General features: G+C 62.7%; 17 protein-coding genes. 11 read left to right on the top strand and 6 right to left on the bottom strand.

The genetic code is table 11. The features are described 5' to 3' along the window. Window positions 1-2: 2 nt before the first annotated feature. Together copM and MAFF_RS21820 are read right to left on the bottom strand one after the other, a co-directional pair. Window positions 3-395, bottom strand: coding sequence for a CopM family metallochaperone (copM, locus tag MAFF_RS21825; RefSeq protein WP_010913137.1), 393 nt, complete (start codon window positions 393-395; stop codon window positions 3-5). A gap of 42 nt (window positions 396-437) precedes the next feature. Then, complete coding sequence (locus MAFF_RS21820) at window positions 438-2,957, bottom strand: heavy metal translocating P-type ATPase (RefSeq protein WP_010913136.1); 2,520 nt, start codon at window positions 2,955-2,957, stop codon at window positions 438-440. A gap of 418 nt (window positions 2,958-3,375) precedes the next feature. On the opposite strand from MAFF_RS21820, the gene MAFF_RS21815 reads away from it, so the two are divergent. From MAFF_RS21815 to MAFF_RS21780, 8 genes are all read left to right on the top strand, one after another. Then, complete coding sequence (locus MAFF_RS21815; protein ID WP_010913134.1) at window positions 3,376-4,173, top strand: glycosyltransferase family 25 protein; 798 nt, start codon at window positions 3,376-3,378, stop codon at window positions 4,171-4,173. Between the two features lie 90 nt (window positions 4,174-4,263). Next, on the top strand, window positions 4,264-7,065 hold the full coding sequence (locus MAFF_RS21810; RefSeq protein ID WP_010913133.1) for a [protein-PII] uridylyltransferase: 2,802 nt from the start codon (window positions 4,264-4,266) through the stop codon (window positions 7,063-7,065). 46 nt (window positions 7,066-7,111) lie between these two features. After that, window positions 7,112-8,692, top strand: coding sequence for a murein biosynthesis integral membrane protein MurJ (gene murJ / locus MAFF_RS21805; RefSeq protein ID WP_010913132.1), 1,581 nt, complete (start codon window positions 7,112-7,114; stop codon window positions 8,690-8,692). Between the two features lie 165 nt (window positions 8,693-8,857). After that, window positions 8,858-9,388 (top strand): dTDP-4-dehydrorhamnose 3,5-epimerase family protein, encoded by a 531-nt coding sequence (locus tag MAFF_RS21800; protein ID WP_010913131.1) that lies wholly within the window; start codon window positions 8,858-8,860, stop codon window positions 9,386-9,388. Further along, complete coding sequence (locus MAFF_RS21795) at window positions 9,389-10,690, top strand: glycosyltransferase family 2 protein (protein WP_010913130.1); 1,302 nt, start codon at window positions 9,389-9,391, stop codon at window positions 10,688-10,690. A gap of 151 nt (window positions 10,691-10,841) precedes the next feature. Further along, window positions 10,842-11,909: a tryptophan--tRNA ligase gene (gene trpS / locus MAFF_RS21790; protein WP_010913129.1), complete on the top strand. Its 1,068-nt coding sequence runs from the start codon at window positions 10,842-10,844 to the stop codon at window positions 11,907-11,909. 280 nt (window positions 11,910-12,189) lie between these two features. After that, window positions 12,190-12,681 (top strand): universal stress protein, encoded by a 492-nt coding sequence (locus MAFF_RS21785; protein ID WP_010913128.1) that lies wholly within the window; start codon window positions 12,190-12,192, stop codon window positions 12,679-12,681. A gap of 277 nt (window positions 12,682-12,958) precedes the next feature. After that, the gene (locus MAFF_RS21780) at window positions 12,959-13,528 is read left to right on the top strand and encodes a NifU family protein (RefSeq protein ID WP_010913127.1); all 570 of its coding nucleotides are present in this window, start codon (window positions 12,959-12,961) and stop codon (window positions 13,526-13,528) included. A gap of 153 nt (window positions 13,529-13,681) precedes the next feature. Here the strand turns inward: MAFF_RS21780 and MAFF_RS21775 are convergent, their stop codons facing one another. Beyond that, the gene (locus tag MAFF_RS21775) at window positions 13,682-14,299 is read right to left on the bottom strand and encodes a L,D-transpeptidase (protein ID WP_010913126.1); all 618 of its coding nucleotides are present in this window, start codon (window positions 14,297-14,299) and stop codon (window positions 13,682-13,684) included. A 224-nt stretch (window positions 14,300-14,523) separates the two neighbouring features. Here MAFF_RS21775 and cueR point away from each other — a divergent pair, with 224 nt between their 5' ends. The 3 genes from cueR (at window position 14,524) to MAFF_RS21760 (ending at window position 16,986) form a co-directional block, all read left to right on the top strand. Further along, a complete protein-coding gene (cueR, locus tag MAFF_RS21770; protein ID WP_010913125.1) occupies window positions 14,524-14,982 on the top strand; it encodes a Cu(I)-responsive transcriptional regulator in 459 nt (152 codons plus the stop codon). A gap of 132 nt (window positions 14,983-15,114) precedes the next feature. Continuing rightward, a complete protein-coding gene (locus MAFF_RS21765; protein WP_010913124.1) occupies window positions 15,115-15,447 on the top strand; it encodes a sunset domain-containing protein in 333 nt (110 codons plus the stop codon). A 1,038-nt stretch (window positions 15,448-16,485) separates the two neighbouring features. Then, a complete protein-coding gene (locus MAFF_RS21760; protein ID WP_157866038.1) occupies window positions 16,486-16,986 on the top strand; it encodes an MmcB family DNA repair protein in 501 nt (166 codons plus the stop codon). Window positions 16,987-17,008: 22 nt separating this feature from the next. Here MAFF_RS21760 and nhaA read toward each other — a convergent pair whose 3' ends face one another. The 3 genes from nhaA to MAFF_RS21745 form a co-directional block, all read right to left on the bottom strand. After that, window positions 17,009-18,205 carry a Na+/H+ antiporter NhaA gene (gene nhaA, locus MAFF_RS21755; protein WP_010913122.1) on the bottom strand — a complete coding sequence of 399 codons (1,197 nt, stop codon included), beginning with the start codon at window positions 18,203-18,205 and terminating at the stop codon, window positions 17,009-17,011. Between the two features lie 244 nt (window positions 18,206-18,449). Beyond that, window positions 18,450-19,013 (bottom strand): ActR/PrrA/RegA family redox response regulator transcription factor, encoded by a 564-nt coding sequence (locus MAFF_RS21750; RefSeq protein WP_010913121.1) that lies wholly within the window; start codon window positions 19,011-19,013, stop codon window positions 18,450-18,452. A 64-nt stretch (window positions 19,014-19,077) separates the two neighbouring features. Then, window positions 19,078-20,409, bottom strand: a complete 1,332-nt coding sequence (locus tag MAFF_RS21745; RefSeq protein ID WP_010913120.1) for an ActS/PrrB/RegB family redox-sensitive histidine kinase — start codon at window positions 20,407-20,409, stop codon at window positions 19,078-19,080. Between the last annotated feature and the right edge of the window lie 12 nt (window positions 20,410-20,421).

The raw sequence follows: 20,421 nt of genomic DNA, 5'->3' as shown, positions 1-20,421 counted from the left end.
TCTCACTTCACCGGATGCGCGGCGAGCCAGTCCTGCATCTGCTTGATCTCGGCTTCCTGCGCAGCAATGACGCCTTCGGCGAGCTTGCGGATTTCCGGGTCTTTGCCGTTGGCAAGCTCGACCTTGGCCATGTCGATGGCGCCCTGATGGTGCGGGATCATGCCGCGGACGAAATCGATATCGGCATTGCCGGTGTATTGCGATGCCATCATGTCGGCATGCATCTTGTCCATCGCCGCCTTGTAGCCTTCGGTTGAAGGGCTGGTCGCGCCCATCGACATGCCAGCCATATCGTGTTTCATCTCTTCGCTCTGCGCCGGGACGCTTTCGAGGAAGACGGCGAGCAGCATTCCGGCCGCCATCAGCAAAAGCACGAGTTTCTTGGCCAAGGTCATTCATGGTCTCCTGTTGGTTGGGTTCGTATTTGGGGGTTTGGATCAGAGTTTCAACGTCCGCAGCCGCAATGCGTTGGCAATGACGGAGACCGAGGACAGGCTCATCGCCGCCGCCGCCAGCATTGGCGACAAGAGCATGCCGGTAAGCGGATAGAGCACGCCGGCGGCGACCGGCACGCCAAGCACATTGTAGAGGAAGGCGAAGAACAAGTTCTGGCGGATGTTGCCGATCGTCGCCTGGGCCAGCGTGCGGGCCCGCACGATGCCGTTGAGGTCGCCCTTGACCAAAGTGATGCCGGCGCTTTCGACCGCGACATCGGCGCCGGTGCCCATGGCGATGCCGACATCGGCGCTGGCCAAGGCCGGCGCATCGTTGACGCCGTCGCCGGCCATGGCGACGCCGGCGCCCCTGCCGCGCAGTTCCTCGACCAGGGCTGCCTTCTGTTCCGGCAACAGGCCGGCGCGAACCTCGTCGATGCCGAGGCTTTTGGCGATTGCGTTGGCCGTGCGCTCATTGTCGCCGGTCGCCATGATGATCCTGAGGCCACTGTCATGCAGCGCCCTGATCGCCTCGGCGGTGGTCGCCTTGATGGGATCGGCGACGGCAACGATGCCGGCCAGTGTGCCGCCGACAGCGACGAACATCGCCGTCTTGCCGTCGCCCTGCAGCGCTTCTGCGCTGGCCGAAACGGCGGAAACGTCAACGCCGAGATCGCCCATCATCGCGGCATTGCCGAGCGCGACGGCCTTGCCCGACACCGTGCCGGAAACACCCTTGCCGGTAACCGCCTCGAAATCCCCGGCGTCGGTGACGGTTGCACCGCGCGCCGCGGCGCCCTCGACGATGGCCTCGGCAAGCGGATGCTCCGAGCCCTTCTCCAGGCTCGCGGCGAGCCCCAGCAATTCGTCTTCGGAAAAGCCGTTTGCCGCGACGACATCCGTCAGTTTCGGCCTGCCCTCCGTCAGCGTGCCGGTCTTGTCGACGATCAACGTGTCGACGGAGGCGAAGCGTTCAAGCGCGGCGGCTTCCTTGATCAGCACGCCGGCATGCGCCCCGCGCCCGGTGGCGGTCATGATCGACATCGGCGTGGCGAGGCCAAGCGCACAGGGACAGGCGATGATCAGCACCGAGACCGCCGAGACGATGGCGAAGATCAGGCTGGGCTCAGGACCGAAGATGGCCCAGGCGATGAAGGCCGCGATGGCGACAAGGACGACGGCCGGGACAAAGTAGAAGGAAACGCGGTCGGCTAATCCCTGGATCGGCGCGCGCGAGCGCTGTGCCTTGGCGACGAGTTCGACGATGCGCGCCAGCGTGGTCTCGGCGCCGATCCGTTCGGCGCGCATGATCAGCGAACCTTGCCTGTTGAGCGTGCCGCCGGTCAGTGCGTCGCCCTCGGCCTTTTCGACCGGCAGCGGCTCGCCCGTGATCATCGATTCGTCGATGGAGGAGCGGCCTTCGAGCACCGTGCCATCGACCGGCACCGCATCACCGGGCCGGATGCGCAGGCGATCGCCGGCCTTGACGCTGTCCAGCGGTACATCGGTCTCGGAACCGTCTTCGGCCATACGCCGCGCGGTCTTCGGCGCCAGATCGAGCAAGGCGCGGATTGCCGATCCGGTCTTTTCGCGGGCACGCAGTTCCAGCACCTGGCCAAGGAAGACCAGCGCGACAATGACGGCGGCGGCCTCGAAATAGACCGGCACCGCACCGCCATGGCCGCGGAACTGATGCGGGAAGATATCCGGAAACAGGGTGGCGACGACGCTGTAGAGGTAGGCCGCGCCGACGCCCAGCGAAATCAGCGTCCACATGTTGGGGCTGCGGTTGAGGACAGACTCCCAGCCACGGCGGAAGAAGGGAAAAGCGGCCCAGAGCACCACTGGGCTTGCCAGGACCAGCTCTATCCAGACCTTTGTGCGATCATCGACCCAGCTTTCGAAAGACACACCAATCATCGGCGCCATCGCGACGATCAGAAGCGGGATCGACAGGACCGCGCTGACCCAGAACCGCCTGGTGAAATCGACCAGTTCGGGATTTGGCCCTTCATCGCCCGATGGCACGCCCATCGGCTCAAGCGCCATGCCGCAGATCGGGCAGGAGCCGGGCTTGTCACGGATGATTTCGGGATGCATCGGGCAGGTGTATTGCGTGCCCTTGGGCGCGGGCGGCGGCGCCGGCCTGTCGCCGAGATAGGTCTGCGGTGCCGCCTCGAATTTCGCCTTGCAGCCGGCGGAACAGAAATAGAAGCCCTGGCCTTCATGGCGAACGAGGTGCCTGGCTGTGGCACGGTCGACGCTCATGCCACAGACGGGGTCGGTGGCCGTCAGGTATTGTTCCGGCTCGGCCTGGAATTTCGAACGGCAGCGCTCGCTGCAGAAATGATAGAGACGACCGCCATGCTCCGATGTCGGCTTGCCGGCGGCCGGATCCACGGTCATGCCGCAGACCGGATCGCGCAGAACGGCCGCCGCATCGGCGCCTTTCGGCGCGCAACAGCTGCCGTGCGCGCCATGTGCGTGGTGCTCGCCGCGATGGTCATGGTCTGGATGCGTCATTCCAAAAATGCCTCTTTGCCTCTGCCTGGTTGCGGAGGTAGTGCTTCCAGTAACTGGAAGGTCAAGGGCTGTTCCGATTTTTTCGTTTTTGGCCCGGCATTGGCTGTTCGCCGGGAACCGGCGGCTACATCATGTCAGGTAAATGGCGCGCGACCATCTCGACGCTACCGGCAGGCGGCCGATGATCTCGTCTTCAATCCGGCGTTCCCGACATCGGGTGTGATCTTGCGGCAATCCTGGGAAGTCAGGCTGGCTTTAAGAGCTTGGCTTTCTGTTGGCTCTCCCATTGCGGCATGATATCCACACCGGAAAAGATCAACAAACCATAGCGCCACCTGTGCTAGAAGGCTCCCGCGATGCCTGGCGGCTCCCGCCAGTTCCATGGAAGCAAGGATTTCGAACAAAGCAGCTCGTGAAAATGAAGCGTCTGGTCATCAACCTCGATCGATCTCCCGAGCGGCTTGCCCACATGTCGAAGGAATTCGCCCGCATCGGCATTGGGTTCGAGCGGGTCGCGGGGGTCGATGGCAAGGAACATCCCGACCTGATGCTGCAGCCGCAGCACGCGATACACGCCACCCGGCCGCTCTCCGGCAGTGAAATCGCCTGCCTGCACAGTCATCGAGCCTGCTGGACGATCATTGCGCAGGATGAGGCCCCATACGGCGCGGTTTTCGAGGACGACATGGTCTTCTCCAGCAAGGCCGGGGCGTTGCTGGGCGATACGAGTTGGGTGCCGGCGGACGCCGATGTCGTGAAGCTCGAAACGTTCTTCTCCAGAACCGTGATCCAGAGGAGAAGGATCTCTGCCGGGCATGGTTTTTCCATGTTCCGGCTCCGCAAGGGCCATCCGGGAGCTGGCGGTTATCTGCTCTCGCGGCGAACGGCACGCGACTTTCTGGAGGCAACGGCGCAGGTCAACATTGCTGTCGATGATCTCATCTTCGACCCCATCATATCGGCCGGCAAGACTATCTACCAACTTGTCCCGGCGCTCTGCGCACAGGATCAATTCGTCGGCGGAAGGCTGCCAAGCCTGCTCGACCAGGAACGCGATGCCGCGCGGACCGCGAGCGGGCTTATGACAAGGCAGAAGAAGCCAATGGCCGTGAGAATCAGTAGGGAGGCCGGGCGGACCGCACGGTGGATCGCCGATTTCTGCAGATTCCGGCAACGGATCGTCGTTCCCCTCGATCCGATCGAGGCAAAGGACTAGGCCGCTTGCCGGGCCGCCAGCAGGCCCCATACCCAGCGCCGCGAAAACACGCTATAGACGCCGCCCAAATGGCAAGGCCGACTGATACTTATGGCGAAAATCTCCCTGAAGCTCGATGAACTGATCGACGGCGAAGCCTTGCGCCGCGAGATGACCGCGCTGACGACGGCCACGGCGGGCGACGGTTCGGGAGCAGCCGCCCGCGCCGGCGTCCTGCAGCTTCTCAAGGCCCGGCTCGCCGAAGGCCGAAAGATTGCCGAGGCCATGCTGAAGGAGGATGGCGGCGGCAATGCCTGCGCCGAGCGATTGTCGCATCTGATGGATGAGCTGATCCGGGCGCTTTACGATTTCGCCGCGACGCATGTCTACCGGGTGAAAAACCGTTCGTCGGCCGAACGCATGGCCGTCGTGGCGGTCGGCGGCTATGGCCGCGGCACGCTGGCGCCGGGATCCGACATCGATCTTCTGTTCCTGTTGCCCTACAAGCAGACGCCATGGGGCGAGCAGACCGTCGAATACATGCTCTACATGCTGTGGGATCTCGGCCTGAAGGTCGGCCACGCCACCCGCAACATCGATGAGTGCCTGCGGCTGTCGCGCACCGACATCACCATCCGCACCTCGATCCTGGAAGCGCGCTTCCTGTGGGGCGAACGCAAGCTCTACGACGAGCTGATGCTGCGTTTCGACCATGAGGTGGTGCGCACGACTGGCCCGGAATATGTCCAGGCCAAGCTCGCCGAGCGCGACGAGCGCCATGCCAAGGCCGGCGAGAGCCGCTATCTGGTCGAGCCCAACGTCAAGGACGGCAAGGGCGGCCTGCGCGACCTGCAGACGCTGTTCTGGATCGGCAAATACTTCTACCGGGTGCGCACCGGCGAGGAACTGGTCGAAAAGGGCGTCTTCACCGAGGCCGAGTACCGCGAGTTCCAGAAGGCCGAGGACTTCCTGTGGGCGGTGCGCTGCCACATGCATTTCCTCACCGGCAAGGCCGAGGAGCGGCTGCATTTCGACATCCAGCGCGAGATCGCAGAGCGGCTCGGCTACACCACCCATCCCGGCCTGTCGGCGGTCGAACGCTTCATGAAACACTACTTCCTCGTCGCCAAGGATGTCGGCGACCTGACCCGCATCTTTTGCGCGGCGCTCGAGGAGGAACAAGCCAAGCACGTCCCCGGCTTCAATCGCATCTTCCTCACCTTCCAGCGCCGCAAGCGCAAGCTCGCCGGCACCTCCGACTTCATTGTCGACAACCACCGCATCAACATCGCCGACGACCAGGTGTTCGAGCGCGATCCGGTCAATTTGCTCAGGCTGTTCTGGTTCGCCGACAAGCACGGGCTGGAATTCCACCCCGATGCGCTGAAGCTGCTCACCCGCTCGCTCGGCCTGGTCAACAAATCGCTGCGGCGCGACGAAGAGGCCAACCGGCTGTTCCTCGACATATTGACCTCGGACCGCAATGCCGAACTCAATCTGCGACGGATGAACGAGGCCGGGCTTCTGGGCAGGCTGATCCCCGACTTCGGCAAGATCGTCGCCATGATGCAGTTCTCGATGTACCACCACTACACGGTCGACGAGCACCTGATCCGCTGCATCGGCGTGCTGGCCGAGATCGAGCGCGGCGATGGCGAGAAGGTGCATCCGCTGTCGCATTCGCTGATGCCCGGCCTGAAGAAGAGCCGCGAGGCGCTCTATGTCGCCGTCTTGCTGCACGACATCGCCAAGGGCAGGCCGGAAGACCATTCCGAGGCCGGCGCCCGCATCGCGCGGCGCATCTGCCCGCATATGGGGCTGTCGGCGGCGGACACGGAAACCGTCGCCTGGCTGGTCGAGAACCACCTCGCCATGTCGATGACGGCGCAGACGCGCGACCTCAACGACCGCAAGACCATCGAGGATTTCGCCTCGATCGTGCAGTCGGTCGAGCGGCTGAAGCTCTTGTTGGTCCTCACCGTCTGCGACATCAGGGGCGTCGGGCCAGGGGTGTGGAACGGCTGGAAGGGCCAGTTGCTGCGCACGCTCTATTACGAGACCGAGTTGCTCCTGACCGGCGGTTTCTCGGAAGTGTCGCGCGCCCAGCGCACGGCGGCGGCGCGCGAACGTCTGGCCGAGGCGCTCGCCGACTGGCCCGACAAAGACCGCAAGCGCTATGTCGGGCTGCATTATGAGAACTACCTGCTGACCGTCGACCTGCCGGATCAGCTGCGCCACGCCGAATTCGTCCGCGAGGCCGACGCAGCCGGCAAGAAGCTCGCCACCATGGTCAAGACCCACCAGTTCGAGGCGGTGACCGAAATCACCGTTCTGGCGCAGGACCATCCCCGTCTTCTCTCGGTCATTGCAGGGGCATGCGTCGGCGCCGGCGGCAATATCGTCGACGCGCAGATCTTCACCACCGCCGACGGCCGCGCGCTCGACACCATCCTGATTTCGCGGGAATTCGACCGTGACGAGGACGAACGCCGCCGCGCCGAGCGCGTCGGCCGGCTGATCGAGGATGTGCTGTCGGGCAAGAGCTGGCTGCCGGAGATGATCGAGAAGCGCACCAAGCCAAAACGCGGCGCCAAAGTGTTCAAGATCCCGCCACGCGCCGAAATCCGCAACACGCTGTCAAACCGGTTTTCGGTCATCGAGGTCGAGGGGCTCGACCGCCCGGGCCTGCTGTCGGAGATCACCGGCACGCTGTCCGACCTGTCGCTCGACATCGCCTCGGCGCACATCACCACTTTCGGTGAAAAGGTCATCGACACCTTCTATGTCACAGACCTCACCGGCCAGAAGATCGATAGCCCGGCCCGCATCGCCACCATCCGCAACCGGCTGATGGCAACGCTCGAAGGCATCGCGCCCGAACGCGGCGGCAAGGCCAAGGCGGCCGCCGAGTGACTGCCATCCTCACCTTGTCCCACTCCCACAGGCAGTCTTCGAACGCATGAGCCTCGTCAAGAAATTCGCTACCGTCGCTTCCGGCACGCTGATGAGCCGCGCGCTCGGTTTCGGCCGCGAGATGCTGATGGCGGCAGCGCTCGGCACTGGACCGGTGGCCGACGCCTTCAACGCCGCCTTCCAGTTCCCCAACACCTTTCGCCGGCTGTTTGCCGAGGGCGCGTTCAACGCCGCCTTCGTGCCGCTGTTTGCCAAGGAGATCGAAACGCACGGCACCGACGGGGCCAAGCGTTTTTCCGAGGAAGTGTTCGGCGTGCTGTTCTCGGCGCTGCTGGCGCTGACCATCGCCATGGAACTGGCGATGCCGCTGATCGTGCGCTACCTGGTGGCGCCGGGCTTTGCCGACACGCCGGGCAAGTTCGAGACGACCGTCCTGCTGGCGACGATCATGTTCCCCTATCTCATCTGCATGTCGCTCGCGGCCATGATGGCCGGCATGCTGAATTCGTTGCGCCGCTATTTCGCGGCGGCGATCGCGCCCGCTTTCCTTAACATCATCCTGATCAGCGTGCTTGGTTATGCCTGGTATCGCGGGCTGGATGCGCATGCTGTCGGCTTCAGCCTGTCCTGGGGCGTTCTGGCGGCGGGGCTCGTGCAACTCGCCATCGTCTGGGTGGCGGTGCGCAATGCCGGCATCTCGATCGGTTTCCGCCGGCCGAAGATGACGCCGAACGTCAAGCGCCTGCTGATCCTGGCCCTGCCGGCGGCGATCACCGGCGGCATCACCCAGATCAACCAGCTGATCGGCACGGCGATCGCGTCGGCGCAGGACAGTGCGGTGTCCTCGCTTGCCTATGCCGACCGTGTTTACCAGTTGCCGCTTGGGGTGGTCGGCGTGGCCGTGGCGATCGTGCTGTTGCCGGAACTGTCACGGGCGCTGAAATCGGGCAATCTCATCGAGGCCGCCAATCTGCAGAACCGCTCCGTCGAGTTCACACTGTTCATGACGCTGCCTGCGGCGGCGGCACTGTGGGTGATGGCGGAGCCGATCGTGCGGCTGGTCTATGAGCGCGGCGCGTTCGCCGCCAACCATTCGACGCCGACCGTGGCGGCGATCCTGGCGATCTTCGGCCTTGGCTTGCCGGCCTTCGTGCTGATCAAGGCCTTCACCCCGGGCTATTTCGCGCGCGAGGACACGCGCACGCCGATGATCTTCGCCGCCATCTCCGTGGCGGTGAACGTCGCCACCGCGCTGACGCTGTTTCCCAGGATGGGCGCACCCGGAATTGCAGTGGCTTCGGCCGTGGCCGGCTGGGTCAACGCGCTGATGCTGCTTGCGGTCTTGATCCGGCGCGGCCATTGGGGCCGCGACGTGCCGCTCCTGAAGCGCATTCCGCGACTGGTGCTGTCGGCGGCGGTGATGGCGGTGGCGCTGTATTTCGCCGAGCACTGGCTGGCCGTCAGGCTCGGTCCGGGCTCGCCGCTGGTGGTCAAGGCGACGACGCTACTGGCGCTGGTGGCCAGCGGGGCGCTGCTCTACTTCGTCACCGCCTTTGCCACCGGCGGCGCCGATTTCGGCATGATCCGGAGAAACATCGGGCGTAAGGGATCGCCGCCTCTCGGCTGACGATCACCGGACCCTTCATACTGCCGCCGCGGATGCCATGCGACCGCCTTAAACCCTGTGGATATGCTAGTGCCGAGGCGCCATCGCCTCTTCGTGTATTGCCTTTGGCGCCGACTGACAGCAGGACAAGCCTAGATTGCGTTGCCACTAACGCTGGAGGGCTCGATGGACAGGCTGTCACTCGAAGATTTTGTTGATGATCAGCCTTGGGGAGACAACGTTCCGCTTCTGGAAGACATTTCCAGTGAAAATCCGATAGCGGGCGTTCGGATGCAGCGGCTGGTTACAAGGGGCGACAAGCGTGGCGAGCTTACGGTCCTCATGTCGGCACTGCTGGAGCCCATAACCCCGCCGCCACATGTCTATCTGGTATCGGCCGAGGCGGGATCGATCAGGGCGTGGGTCTATCACAAGCGACAGTTCGACCGGCTCGCCTATACAAATGGCGACCTCAGGGTCGTACTCTACGATCTGCGCGAGGATAGCCCGACATACCAAAAACTGGAGGTACTCGACGTCGGTGCGGCGAACAAGATCCTGCTGACGATTCCGCCCTATGTCGTTCACGGGATTCAGAATCGGGGCAAGAGCACCGCGACATTCATCAACATGCCGACAACCGTCTACGATCCCAAGCATCCGGACAAATCACGAATCCCCTTCGATCATCCGGGCATCCCTTACAAATTCGAATAAATGACCACGTTTTCCGTCATCATGGCCACCTACAATCGCGGCAGACATATTCTTCCGTCGATACAATCGGTGCTGCGCCAAACCTGCCGGGACTTCGAGCTGTTGGTGGTAGGCGATTGCTGCACGGACGATACCGCGGATGTGGTTCGGGCGCTCGCGTCCCCGCAAATCCGCTGGTTGAACCTGCCCGAGCGCGGCGGCAGCCAAGCCTTTCCCAACAATGCAGGCATAGAGATGTCGCGCGGGCGATACATTGCCTACCTCGGTCATGACGATATCTGGGCTCCGGACCATCTCCAGGCACTGGCAGATCTTTTCGGGCACACCCAGCAGCCGGACTTTGCCGTGAGCGGCGCGATCTTTCATGGCCCCAGGGCAAGCAATTTCCGGTGGGTGACCGGCATCTTCGACGAATCGGACACTGCTCTCAAGCACTTCTTCCCGCCTTCCAGTTTCGGTCACCGACGCGACGTCGCCGATCGAATTGGGAAATGGCGCCATCCCAAAGAGATCACAGCGCCCGTTGACGCGGATTTCCTTTTGCGGGCGGCAAGGTTCGGGATGAATTTTGTCTCGACACAGCGGATCACCGTCCAGAAGTTCGCGGCCGGCCACCGCTACCTGAGTTATACGGGCCACACTTCGGACGAGCAGGAACGAATGGTCCGGCGAATGGCCCGGCCGGGATATGACGGCTATCTGGCGTCCGAGCTGGCCAAGGCGAAGGCCGCCGGCGGTTACATGGTCGTCGTACATCCGGACTACGAGCGCTATGAAAATGGTCAGGTCTCGACACAGAATGCGATGGCCAAGGGCGTCGTCCGCCCGGATCTGCGCAACCTCCGGCAGCGCGAGGTCATCAAGCAGGACAACTCGCCAAAAGCACTCGATTGGGTTCCGCACCAATCAGGCGGCGACTGGGTATTGTGGGCCGGCCGCAATCCGCGGCCAAAGCTGCTTGTGCCGTTCAAATATGCCGGCAAGGCGCGGATTCGCCTGGACATCCGGCACCCTCTACGCGAGGCGCTGACCAAGCTCAAATTGTCCGTAAACGGCCAGCCGGCTGTGGCAAGCCTTGGCAAGGTGCGCCAAGAAGGCAATCTCTGGAACGCACAAGCGACGTTTGAAACGGCGCTGCGAAGGGACGATCATACGATCCTGGAGCTTCATCTCACCAGATTGCAAAGACCCGCGGCACGCAACGGCATCGGCGTTGGCGACATGGAGGTGACCCCGTTGGGGTGGCGAAGCATTGTTGCAAAGGGCACGCGGCTGCTGGCAAAGTTCCGCCCGGCCTGCTGATAGCTCTTGCCGGTTTTTCACCCTTCGTCCATAAGCGCGCCGTCGCAAGACTTTCGCCGCGTGCGGTTTCCAGCCGCATGATCGGCTCCAAAAAGTCTGCAACTTTTTGGAATCATGCTTATACGGCCCTCCACAAGCCATGAGGAAACCCATGTCCGCCTTCAAGCCACTCGTCTTCTCCGGCGTCCAGCCGACCGGCAATCTGCATCTCGGCAACTATCTTGGCGCCATCAAGAAATTCGTCGCCCTGCAGGAAACGTCCGATTGCATCTACTGCGTCGTCGACCTGCATTCGCTGACCGCGCAGTTGGTCCATGAGGACCTCGCCGACCAGACGCGCTCGATCACCGCCGCCTTCCTTGCCTCGGGCATCGACCCGAAGAAGCACATCGTCTTCAACCAGTCGCGGGTGATGCAGCATGCCGAGCTTGCCTGGATCTTCAATTGCGTCGCGCGCATCGGCTGGATGAACAAGATGACGCAGTTCAAGGACAAGGCCGGCAAGGACCGCGAAAATGCCTCGCTGGGCCTGCTCGCCTATCCCTCTTTGATGGCTGCCGACATCCTGCTCTACCGCGCCACCCATGTGCCGGTGGGCGAGGACCAGAAACAGCATCTGGAGCTGACCCGCGACATCGCCCAGAAATTCAACAATGATTTTTCCGATCGCATCGCCCGGCTTGGCGTCGGCGTCGAGATGCAGGTCGGCGAGGAGACGGTGAACGGCTTCTTCCCGATCACCGAACCGGTGATCGGCGGCCCGGCGGCGCGCATCATGAGCCTGCGCGACGGTTCGAAGAAGATGTCGAAGTCGGATCCGTCGGACCTGTCGCGCATCAACCTGACCGACGATGCCGACACCATCTCGAAAAAGATCCGCAAGGCCAAGACCGATCCCGAGGCCTTGCCGAGCGAAGTCAGCGGGCTGGAAAGCCGGCCGGAAGCGGAAAACCTGGTCGGCATCTATGCCGGGCTGGCCGAGATGTCGAAGGCCGACGTGCTGAAGGAATTCGGCGGCCAGCAGTTTTCAGTCTTCAAGCCGGCGCTGGCCGACCTTGCGGTGGAGAAGCTGGCGCCGATCGCCGGCGAGATGCGCCGCATCGAAGGCGACCGCGCCTATGTCGACGCGGTGCTCAGGGACGGCGGCGAACGCGCCGGCGTGCTCGCCGAAACGACGATGAAGACGGTGCGCGATATTATCGGCCTGCTGCAGGGCTGATCCGCATCGTCAGTGCACCGCACCATTCCAGCACAAGACATACTGGCCGAAGGTCGGCGGCTTGCCGCCGGTCGGCGGCGGTGGCAGATTGCGGCCGAATACGCACTCGTGTCGCTGATTTTGAAATTCGCCAGAGTTGGATATCAAGGGCAATGCGAATTTCAAAATCAGGGACACGAGCAAACTATTGATTTCTAGTGTCGTTTTGATTTCGAAGTTCGCTCGGAGCGCGATATCGAAAGCAGGCGAACTTCGAAATCACGACACTAGGTAGATAGACATGGTCTCCAAACGCCTCAGCCGCGAAGCCGGTCATCGCAGGAAATTCCTGACGATCATCGACGACACGCCCGAGTGCGAACGAGCCGTCGCCTACGCCTCGAAGCGGGCGCAAAGCACCAGCGGCACGCTGGTGCTGCTCTATGTCATCGTGCCGGACGATTTCCAGCATTGGCTGGGCGTCGAGAAGATCATGCGCGAGGAAGCGAACGCCACGGCGCGCGCGGCTCTCGACGGCTATGCCAACAAGGTGCGCCAGAAGCTCGGCATCGAGCCGGAGATGGTGGTGCGCGAGGGCAAGCCGACGGAAGAGATCCACAAGCTGATCGAGGAAGACCAGGACATCGCCATCCTGGTGCTGGCGGCCGGCGCCGGCAAGGAAGGTCCCGGACCGCTGGTCGGCGCCGTGGCCGGCAAGGGCGCGGCCTTCCCCATTCCGGTCACGGTCGTGCCGCAGAATCTGTCGGACGAGGAAATCGACAGCCTCGCCTAGGTACGATGATATTCAGGTGATGCCGGCCTGCAAATGGCTGATACCTGTGCTTCCGGTGCTCACGTACTTCAAGCACGCTCCGCTCCGGTTCTCGGTATCAGCCATTTTCGACTTGGCCTAACCTGAATCTCAACGCACCTTGGAACATCGCCACGGGCGCGCAAAAACATTCCGCCAGCCGGCCGTTCGGGCGATGTGTTTCGCTTGAATGTCCAGCCGATAAAGCCTATTTAGAACTATTCCAAACTAGTTGCCCGAAACGGGCACGGAGACGGCCATGTTCATCCAGACCGAATCGACGCCCAATCCGGCGACGCTGAAATTCCTGCCTGGCAAGGAAGTGCTGCTGGAAGGCACCGCCGATTTCCGCGATGCCGACAGTGCGGCAACGGCCTCGCCGCTGGCCGGCCGGCTGTTCGAAATCCCCGGCGTCACCGGCGTCTTCTTCGGCTACGATTTCATCACCGTGACCAAGGACGGTCCCGACTGGCAGCACCTGAAGCCAGCGATCCTCGGCGCTATCATGGAGCATTTCATGTCCGGCGCGCCTGTCATGGCGAAAAGCGGCCCGGCCGCAGAGACCAGCCAGACCGGCGAATTCTACGACAAGGCGGACGAGGAACTCGTCATCACCATCAAGGAACTGCTCGACACCAGGGTGCGCCCGGCGGTGGCCCAGGACGGCGGCGACATCACCTTCCGCGGCTTCGAGAACGGCACGGTATTCCTGCATATGAAGGGCGCCTGCGCCGGCTGCCCGTCATCGACGGCGACGCTGAAGCACGGCATCCAGAACCTGCTTCGGCATTTCGTGCCGGAAGTGCAGCAGGTCGAACAGGTCGCCTGACCTTCCCATTGCCAGCACGACCTTAATCGCAAAAAACAAAAAACCGGGCCGAATTGCCCGGTTTTCTGTTTGGGACGTCCGTTGTTGCCTAGACGGTCCGCGTACGAAACTTGTCTTCTCGTTTGACCATGATCCCGCGAGGGACCCTGGTCCTCACATCACGATGACCTTGGCGCCGACCGAGGTGCGGTCATAGAGATCGATAATGTCCTGGTTCATCAGCCGGATACAGCCAGACGACATCGCCTTGCCGATCGAATTCCATTCCGGGCTGCCATGCAGGCGGTAGCCCATGTCGCCGCCCTTGTTGAAGAGATACATGGCGCGCGCGCCAAGCGGGTTCTTCAGGCCCGGTTCCATGCCATCGGCGAACTTCGCCAGTTCCGGCTGGCGCTTGATCATTTCACGAGGCGGCGTCCAGGTTGGCCATTCGCGCTTCAGCGCGATATGGGCGGTGCCGTGCCACTCGAAGCCTTCGCGACCAACGCCGATGCCGTAGCGGATCGCGCGGCCATCGTCCTCGACAAAGTAGAGGAACTTGTTCTGCGTATCGACGATGATGGTGCCCGGCTTTTCCTTGGTGTCGTAGTTCACTTCCTGCCGGTGAAACTGCCTCGGCACTTTTTCGATCGGGACGCGCGGCAGTTGGTAGCCAGCATCGGTCACCGCGCCGTAGTCGTTGGAGAAGATCTGCCCGCCGATGGTGCTGCAACCGGCGATGGCCGTGGAGAGCGCCAATGCGGCAATTATTGCAAGCGACTTCATGCGCATGAGGTGATCCGGAGCCCTGCCCAAATGTCAGCGGCACGAGTCGGCCGCTTTCTTGCTTTCATTCATGCTGGCATTTGCTTTGCTTGCCAAGCGCACGATGCCTATATGCTGGGACTTACGTGCTGGTAAGCGTATCACTATGGCATTTCAGCAACAGCCTTCACCGGATTGTGAAGGAAATTCAATGGGCCGATCGCAGGCCCCGCAAAATCGAGGACCACGCCATGAATGTCGGCGACGCCGCCCATCGTTCAGGCCTGCCGGCCAAGACCATCCGCTACTATGAGGAGATCGGCCTGATCGCGCCGGCGCGCGCCGCCAACGGCTACCGTGATTATTCCGGTGACGACATCCATCGACTGACTTTCCTGCGCCGCGCGCGCAACCTCGGCTTTTCCATCGACGATTGCCGCCAGCTGATGGCGCTCTACCAAGATCGCGGCCGCGCCAGCGCCGACGTGCGAGAGATCGCCGCCGCCCATGTCACGGCGATCGAGGAGAAGGTGCGCGAGCTGCAGTCGATGCGCGCGACACTGCAGAAGCTGATCCACGCCTGCCATGGCGATGAGCGGCCGGACTGCCCGATCCTGGACGACATGGCAGGGGCCGCTGCGCCTGGCGACAGGACCGTCTCAGCGAGACCATGGCCGACCTTAGCAATGGATTTTAGCCAGGCCGAGTGAGATGGCTTTCCGTGAGGCGCCGCATTGGGTGCCGTTATTCGCCCCGTGCCCGCCGGAACGGCGCGTCATTAAATTAGGCAGTACTTATAGACCCATCGCCACAACGACCGCATTCTCCCGTCGGGAGGGCGAGTGGACAAGTCTCGCTACGACAATCGTTCCGACTACTGGCGAAGGCGTGCCATGCGTCGCCGGCGCCGGCGTCCCTCGCGCAACACCCTCTGGTGGACATTGATTGCCGCGGCGATCGCCACCCTTGCCAGCCTGATCGCCGTCAAGGCCGGGCCGCCTCTCGTAGGCTGCAACATCAAGGGCAACATCAGCTACAATACCAGCGAGCGCATCTATCACGTTCCCGGACAGCAATATTACAACGAGACCCGGATGAGCCTATGGAAGGGCGAACGCTGGTTCTGTTCGGAGCAAGAAGCTCGGAAGGCTGGCTGGCGGAAGTCAAGACTATGAGGAAGTCCGGCCTGGTCCGGTGGAACCAGGGACTTCAGTCTTATTTGCGCGATTGCTAATATACATATAGGTTGATCGGCGCGGGACAAATCACACCCAAAAGCCCAAACCCGCAATGGCCGGCGCAGCCCCCTTTAGACCCAAAGCCAAACTGCGCCGGCCATTCCGCCAGGCATATTTCCGGCCGTCAGCCTTTACATGTCGACTAACTAAAGTAACGGAACGTCCAATGGACATTTGCGGAACCTAAAAGGTCCCCTCAGACCTTTGTACACCGGCACGCAAGACTTTAGTCCTGCGGCTCTCTAGTGAAGAACGCAAGTTGATCGCCACGACATAGGGCTCCACAGAGACGAATACCAGACTGTCCCCAGCCGGATATTGCGCGATCACGGAAGGCCCCTAGGGCTGGGGTCCGCCAACCTAATCGGCCGGCATAGCGATTGCATAATCGACAGACCATTTTTCCGTGAGCGATCACGCCTTGGATGCACCGCTTGCCACGCACCCGTAGGAACGACCCGGCACGCTCGCAGGTCGGGGGACATGGGGTCGTGCCGGGTCGTTGCGGGTCAGGCTTTGGGATCGTCTCCGCACCGCCTAAGTTATATGCATATTAGCTTCAGCTCAATTGAGACTGAAGTCCCGCCCATGGATTGCCAGCTTAGAGAGCAGAACCTATTCCGCACTTTCTCACGGGATGAATATTTAGGGCCGATACACCCAAAAGAAGTCAGGATCGGTTCTTGAAGGCTAGATTTGAAGGGCATACCGTCAGCCCAATGGGCTTGGTGACGCCATGTTGAACGGCAGCGGAGTGGGGGGAACACGCCAAGCGGTTCCTCGAAAAACAACGCGTTCGTCAGCGTGAATCGAGCTGATGTCAGCCGCAGAGGGCCGGACCGGTTCACTGGAGAGACTCAACTTCCCTCCTACCGTTTCCCTATGGGCCGGCATCGGTCGCAGGTCTGCCCGAATACATAATCGCCTATCACAAAAGAGTTCAAACCGTGAACAAGATCTGGCATGGTGCCTGCCATGCCGATCATTTCCCCTATCGCAATCAACCCCCTCATCGACGGTCGCCAGTCCGAACGCGCCATGCTGGTGCGGCGCGGCGTGCAACGGCTGCTCATGGCGATGGGCGCGCATGTGCTGCCTGAACTGTCGCTGGCCACCGGCCGCCGCGCCGACCTCGTGGCGCTGACTAGGCAGGGCGACATCTGGATCATCGAGATCAAATCCTCGATCGAGGATTTCCGGGTCGACCGCAAATGGCCCGACTACCGGCTGCATTCCGACCGCTTCTTCTTCGCCACCCATCCCGGCGTGCCGGCGGAAATTTTTCCCGACGAGTGCGGATTCATCCTCTCCGACGGCTATGGCGCCGAAATCCTGCGCGATGCACCGGAGCATCGCATGGCGGCTGCAACGCGCAAGGCGCTGATGCTGCGGATCGCGCGCGCCGGTGCGGCGCGGCTGCTCGCGGCGGAGCTGGCCGGCGTCTCGGTACCGGCGCTGGAGGGGGAAAGCGAGTAGTTCGCAGAACGGCGAACCGCCCCTACTCCGTCTCTTCTTCCGCAACACCCGCAGCCGGCGCCATCAGCAGCACGGCGGCGCCGAGTATGGCGGCGACGAAGGAGCCGGCGAGGATGCCGACCTTGACCGCGTCCTGCAGAGCCACATCGCTGGCGAAGGCGAGCAGGCCGATGAACAGGCTCATGGTGAAGCCGATGCCGCAGAGCAGCGAGATGCCGATCATATGTGACCAGCCGGTATGGGCCGGCAGGTCGGCCAGGCCGAGCCTTATGGCAAGCGCCGAAGAGCCGAACACGCCGACGAGCTTGCCGACAACAAGGCCGGCGGCGACGCCCAGCGTCAGCGGCTCGATCAGCGCGCCAAGACTGAGGCCGGCGAGCGAAACGCCGGCATTGGCGAAGCCGAAGATCGGGATGACGAAAAAGGGCACGATTTTGTGCAGGCCATGCTCGAGCCGGTGCAGCGGCGAATGATCGAGATCGTGGCCGACCCCGGCAGAGCGCTCGAGCGGAATGGTCAGCGCCAGCGCAACGCCGGCAAGCGTGGCGTGGACGCCCGACTTGAGAACCAGCACCCACAGGATGGCGCCGAGCACGAGATAGGGCAGCAGCGTCATCACCCGCATGCGGTTGAGCACGACAAGCGCTGCAATGACGGCGAAGGCGGCACCGAGATAGGCCAGCGACAGGCCGCTCGTATAGAAGATGGCGATGATGATGACGGCGCCGAGGTCGTCGATGATGGCGAGCGCGGTCAGGAAGACTTTCAGCGAAGCCGGCACGCGGCTGCCGAGCAGCGACAGCACGCCGAGCGCGAAGGCGATGTCGGTGGCGGTCGGGATCGCCCAGCCCGAGAGTGCGGCTGAATTGTTGCGGTTGATGAAGACATAGACCAGCGCCGGAACCAGCATGCCGCCGGCCGCCGCGATGCCGGGCAGGACGCGGCGTGGCCAGGTCGACAGCTGGCCGTCCAGCATCTCGCGCTTGATCTCCAGCCCGACAAGCAGGAAGAACACCGCCATCAGCCCGTCATTGACCCAATGCGAGACGCTGAGCGGGCCGAGATAGGCATGGAGAACGGAGAAATAGGTTTCGGCGAGCGGTGAGTTGGCGACGATCAAGGCGAGTGCCGCCGCCACCATCAGGATGATACCGCCGGCCGCCTCGCTGTCGAGGAATTCGCGAAAGACGGAAACCGGCCGCTGCTTCAAATCCTGCATGTCGCCTCCGTTAAGCCGCGTCACTTGCGATGATGCTCAAAACTCTGCCCCCCGGACAAGTATCCGACCGTACTCGGCGCCTCAGAGACTGTTTCGAAATTCGCTTTGGCGAGTCATATGGTGGTGGTTTCGAGAATCGGAGCGGAGCGGACATTCCGTGAGCTCAGTTCTACTGCACGCAGTAGAACGGGGAAGCGCAGAAAACGCCATCAGATGGCCGCCAGAGTAGAAGTTCCAAACAGTCTCAGCGCGGCGCGCGCTTGGCCAGTATTCGCTGCAGCGTGCGGCGGTGCATGTTGAGCCGGCGCGCGGTTTCGGAGACGTTGCGCTCGCACATCTCGTAGACACGCTGGATATGCTCCCAGCGCACGCGGTCTGCAGACATCGGGTTTTCCGGCGGTGCGGCGCGCTCGCCCGAGGTGCGGGTGAGGGCGGCGAAGATGTCGTCGGCGTCGGCAGGCTTCGACAGATAATCGACGGCGCCAAGCTTCACCGCGGTCACCGCAGTGGCGATGTTGCCGTAGCCGGTCAGGATGATGGTGCGGGAATCCTCGCGCTTCTCGCGAATGGCGGCGACGACATCGAGGCCGTTGCCGTCGCCGAGCCGCATGTCGACCACGGCATAGGCCGGCGGATTGGCGCGGGCCTTGCCCACGGCCTCCTCGACGCTCTCGGCGGTCTCGACCACAAACCCCCTGGTTTCCATGGCGCGGGCCAGACGCGTGAGGAACGGCTTGTCGTCATCGACGATCAGAAGCGAGGTGTCCTCGCCTTCAACCATTGCGCCAATATTTTCATCGCCTGTCATCGTCGTAAGAATTCCTGCTGCCTTAATTTTACGCAGATATAGTTTTGCGCCGCTATTGTCCAATCTACGCAGTGTCAAACATGGTGGCCGGGGCCGTTCCCGGGTTCAGGAAGACCGATCTCGGCCATGAAATCTGCACCACGGCGCCCTCGCCCAGGCCGCTCGAATTGCGGAAGTCGAGCGTGGCGCCCGAGCGTTCGAGCAGAGTCTTGGCGATGAACAGGCCGAGTCCCAGGCCGCCGCCGGCCTCGGTGCCCTGACGCGTCGACATATAGGGCTCGCCAATGCGGTCGATGATTTCGGGTGGGAAACCAGGCCCGTCATCGATGATCGAGAAGATGACGGTCGCCTCGTCCCAGCTCCAGCGCACGGTGACGCTCTTGCGGGCGAAGTCGACGGCGTTCTCGACCAGATTGCCGAGGCCGTAGATCACGCCCGGATTGCGGCGCCCGACCGGCTCCGGCCCGGTGCGTTCGCCCGGGCGAAGCTTGATCGAGATGCCGAAGTCGCGATGCGGCGCGGTGACCTCCTCGACCAGCGAGGTTAGCGGCAAGCGGGACAGATGCGCCTCGCCCTCAGACGACAGGCTGGTCAGGCGCTTGAGGATTTCGCGGCAACGTTCGCTTTGCGAGCGCAGCAGCTTCACGTCTTCCCCATATTTCGGGTCGCTGCCGAGCGCCTTTTCCATCTCCTTGGCGACGAGCGTGATGGTGGCGAGCGGCGTGCCGAGCTCATGCGCGGCCGCGGCCGCCAGGCCGTCGAGCGCCGAAAGGTGCTGTTCGCGCTGCAGCACCAGTTCGGTGGCGGCAAGCGCATTGGCCAAAAGCCGCGCCTCGGCGGCCACCCGAAAGGCATACATGGCGGTGAAGGCGATCGAGGACAGCACCGCCATCCACATGCCGGCGACGTAAATGAAAGGCATGGCCAGCGGCGCGCCTTCATACCAGGGCAAGGGCAGATGGAAGAACACCAGCAAGGTCGCCGCCAGCATCACCAGCCCGCCGAGGATGGCGGTGAGGCGCAGGGGCAGCGACGTCGCCGAAATGACGACAGGCACGGTCATCAGCAGCGAGAACGGATTGGTCAGGCCGCCGGTCATATAGAGCAGCCCGGCAAGCTGCAGGCTGTCGAAGATCAGGATGCCGAAGGCGGCGAACGGGGTGAGCCGGTGCGCCGCTGGAAACCTGAAGGCCAGGAACAGGTTCATCCAGGCCGAACAGGCGATCAGCGCAAAACACAGGCTGACCGGGAGCGGAAATTTCAACCCATAGGCGACGACGAGCACCGCCACGCTCTGGCCGACAATGGCCAGCCAGCGCAGCCGGATCAGCGTGTTGAGGCGCAGCCGCTGGCTCTGCTGGAAATCGGGCGCGTTCAGGATGTTGATCATGGCCATGGATTACAGCCG

It is taken from the genome of Mesorhizobium japonicum MAFF 303099, from assembly GCF_000009625.1.
In the GTDB taxonomy this organism is placed as follows: Bacteria; Pseudomonadota; Alphaproteobacteria; order Rhizobiales; family Rhizobiaceae; genus Mesorhizobium; species Mesorhizobium japonicum.
Note: the sequence above shows the minus strand (reverse complement) of the source record. Positions and strands in the feature narration are given on the sequence as shown.

What these genes read in the sequence shown, in the direction of transcription:
- nhaA (WP_010913122.1), bottom strand. Translation starts at nt 18,205, where the DNA reads ATGCAGGATTTGAAGCAGCGGCCGGTTTCCGTCTTTCGCGAATTCCTC.
- MAFF_RS21810 (WP_010913133.1), top strand. Translation starts at nt 4,264, where the DNA reads ATGGCGAAAATCTCCCTGAAGCTCGATGAACTGATCGACGGCGAAGCC.
- murJ (WP_010913132.1), top strand. Translation starts at nt 7,112, where the DNA reads ATGAGCCTCGTCAAGAAATTCGCTACCGTCGCTTCCGGCACGCTGATG.
- copM (WP_010913137.1), bottom strand. Translation starts at nt 395, where the DNA reads ATGACCTTGGCCAAGAAACTCGTGCTTTTGCTGATGGCGGCCGGAATG.
- cueR (WP_010913125.1), top strand. Translation starts at nt 14,524, where the DNA reads ATGAATGTCGGCGACGCCGCCCATCGTTCAGGCCTGCCGGCCAAGACC.
- MAFF_RS21795 (WP_010913130.1), top strand. Translation starts at nt 9,389, where the DNA reads ATGACCACGTTTTCCGTCATCATGGCCACCTACAATCGCGGCAGACAT.
- MAFF_RS21800 (WP_010913131.1), top strand. Translation starts at nt 8,858, where the DNA reads ATGGACAGGCTGTCACTCGAAGATTTTGTTGATGATCAGCCTTGGGGA.
- MAFF_RS21760 (WP_157866038.1), top strand. Translation starts at nt 16,486, where the DNA reads ATGCCGATCATTTCCCCTATCGCAATCAACCCCCTCATCGACGGTCGC.
- trpS (WP_010913129.1), top strand. Translation starts at nt 10,842, where the DNA reads ATGTCCGCCTTCAAGCCACTCGTCTTCTCCGGCGTCCAGCCGACCGGC.
- MAFF_RS21815 (WP_010913134.1), top strand. Translation starts at nt 3,376, where the DNA reads ATGAAGCGTCTGGTCATCAACCTCGATCGATCTCCCGAGCGGCTTGCC.
- MAFF_RS21745 (WP_010913120.1), bottom strand. Translation starts at nt 20,409, where the DNA reads ATGGCCATGATCAACATCCTGAACGCGCCCGATTTCCAGCAGAGCCAG.
- MAFF_RS21775 (WP_010913126.1), bottom strand. Translation starts at nt 14,299, where the DNA reads ATGCGCATGAAGTCGCTTGCAATAATTGCCGCATTGGCGCTCTCCACG.
- MAFF_RS21785 (WP_010913128.1), top strand. Translation starts at nt 12,190, where the DNA reads ATGGTCTCCAAACGCCTCAGCCGCGAAGCCGGTCATCGCAGGAAATTC.
- MAFF_RS21750 (WP_010913121.1), bottom strand. Translation starts at nt 19,013, where the DNA reads ATGACAGGCGATGAAAATATTGGCGCAATGGTTGAAGGCGAGGACACC.
- MAFF_RS21820 (WP_010913136.1), bottom strand. Translation starts at nt 2,957, where the DNA reads ATGACGCATCCAGACCATGACCATCGCGGCGAGCACCACGCACATGGC.
- MAFF_RS21780 (WP_010913127.1), top strand. Translation starts at nt 12,959, where the DNA reads ATGTTCATCCAGACCGAATCGACGCCCAATCCGGCGACGCTGAAATTC.